The sequence below is a fragment of the Pauljensenia hongkongensis genome (genome assembly GCF_001746855.1).
Lineage (GTDB): Bacteria > Actinomycetota > Actinomycetes > Actinomycetales > Actinomycetaceae > Pauljensenia > Pauljensenia hongkongensis.
The window spans coordinates 1,994,494-1,996,730 of record NZ_CP017298.1; the positions used below are offsets into that span (position 1 = coordinate 1,994,494).

The 2,237-nt window shown below is 73.1% G+C and carries 1 protein-coding gene and 1 pseudogene; one reads left to right on the top strand and one right to left on the bottom strand.

What is annotated here, in order from left to right; translation table 11 throughout:
• Positions 1-1,144: homoserine O-acetyltransferase MetX (metX, locus tag BH719_RS08240; RefSeq protein WP_009744376.1), on the bottom strand; the 1,144-nt coding region annotated here is incomplete at its 3' end.
• A 354-nt stretch (positions 1,145-1,498) separates the two neighbouring features.
• Here metX and BH719_RS10245 point away from each other — a divergent pair.
• Positions 1,499-2,237, top strand: a pseudogene (locus tag BH719_RS10245) (C40 family peptidase); the annotation flags it as partial.

The following is a 2,237-nucleotide window of genomic DNA, read 5'->3' on the forward strand; positions in this document are numbered from 1 at the left end:
CGGCGCACGGGGCGCGCTCGTTGAGGAACTCGCCGAGGAGGGCCGCGAGCTGGTCGCACTCGATGAGGAAGCCGTCGTGGCCGTGCGCGGAGTGGATCTCGCGGTACAGGGCGCCGTCGATCCCCTCGGCCATCCGCCACGCCTGGTCGGGGTGGAAGAGCCTGTCCGAGTCGACGGCGACCACCAGGGTCCGCGCCCGCACGCGGCGCAGGGCCTCGCTCTGGCCGCCGCGGTCGCGCCCGATGTCGTGGGAGAGCATCGTGCGGCACAACGCCACGTAGGAGCCCGCGTCGAAGCGGCGCGCCAGCTTCTCGCCGTGGTGGTCCAGGTACGACTCGACGGCCAGCCTGCCGCCCCGCAGGGGGTCCTCGTCGTTCTGCGGGATGCGGCCGAAGCGCTCGTCCAGCTCGGCGGGGGAGCGGTAGGTGGTGTGGGCGATCTGGCGGGCCAGGGCGAGGCCCCCGGTGGGGCCGACGGGGAGCGCGTGGTAGTCGCCCCCGCGCCAGTTCGGGTCGAGCTCGATGGCGCGGATCTGCGTGTGGGTCCAGGCGGCCTGCTCCGCGGTGGTCCGCGCGCCCGAGGCGACGACCACGAGGCGCTCGACGCGGTCGGGGCGGGAGACCGCCCACTCGATGGCGCGCTGCCCGCCCAGGGAGGCGCCGATGACGAGGGACCAGGCGCCCACTCCGAGCAGGTCGGCCAGCCGGGCCTCGGCGCGCACCTGGTCGCGGGTGGACACGACGGGGAAGCGGGAGCCCCAGGGCGCCCCGTCCGGCGACGGCGAGGACGGGCCCGTGGATCCCTGGCAGCCGCCCAGGACGTTCGCGGCGACCACGAAGCAGTGTTCGGTGTCGATCGCCTTGCCGGGGCCGACGACGGCCTCCCACCAGCCCGGGGTGTCCTGGCCCGGCGCGGTGGGGCCCAGGACGTGGGCGTCGCCGGTGAGCGCGTGCAGGACCAGGACCGCGTTGGACTTCGCCTCGTCGAGCCGGCCCCATGTCTCGTAGGCGATGCGCACTGACGGCAGGGTGTCGCCGTTCTCCAGGCGCAGGGGGCCGATGTCGGCGAAGGACCGGAAGGCGGCGGGGTCGCCGTCGTGCCAGCCGCCCGAGGCGGGGGCGGGGGGAAGGGGGTGCCGGGCCATGGCGTCGTCTCCTCGTGTCGGTGGGAACGGGGAGGCGCGGCCGGAATCGGTCGACTGCCCCCCTCTTTTTAGCGGGGACCGCGCGCCAGCGGCTGTTGCCGACGCGGGTCAGCAGGGCATTCGACGAGTCATGGGGCCAGGCTAGCGCAGTCGTCAGCGCGCGCCGGGGCGTATCAGAGTGCGGACTCGTGTGACAGCGCGGCGGCGCTCGATGGGGCCGGTGTTACTGGTGTTGCGATTGATGTGAGCGGTGAGCTAGTGGTCCTTGTTGCCAAGTGTGGTTGCAGTGGTTAGGCTTCTGGTCTAGAAGCGCCTGCGGGCGCACCCGTATCCGCACGAAGAACAGGTAGCTCAGTGAAGGCACTTCCCCAACAGCGAGGCCGGATCCGCCTCGGACTCGCGGCGCTGGCGGCCATAGCGGCGCTCACGGTCCCCCAGGTGGCCCAGGCGGCCCCATCCGAAGACGACATCGCCAAGGCGCAGGCGGCCGAGGAGGCCGCGAAGCTCTCGGTCGCCGAGATCGAGGTCCGCCTCGCGCAGGTCAGCGCCCAGGCCCAGAGCGCCACGCAGGCCGCCCAGATGGCCGGCGAGGACCTCAACGCCGCGAACATCGCCCTCGGCCAGGCCAGGGCGACGGCCGACCAGGCGCAGGCCGACGCCGACCGGGCGCAGGCGGAATTCGAGGAGGGCAAGAAGCAGATCGCCTCCATCGCCCAGACCGCCTACCGCGACGGCAACGCCTCCCTGGACGCCCTGGCCCCCTACCTCGACTCCGACGGGCTGCGCACGGTCGAGACGAAGAAGAGCTCCATCGACTCCTTCTCCAACTCCGCGGAGACGAAGATGCAGAACGTCGCCGCCCTGGAGCAGGTCGCCAACGTCATGCGGGGGGCCGCCGACCAGGCCCTGGCCGCCCAGCAGAGCGCCACCGACGAGGTCCAGGCCCGCACGGACGCCGCCAACGCGGCCGCCTCCAGCGCCCAGGCGCAGCAGCGCACCGTCGAGGCGCAGCGCAGCGCCTACATCGAGGAGCTCGCCAAGAAGCAGAACACCACCGTCGACCTCATCCAGCAGCGCGAGGCCGCCCTCGAGG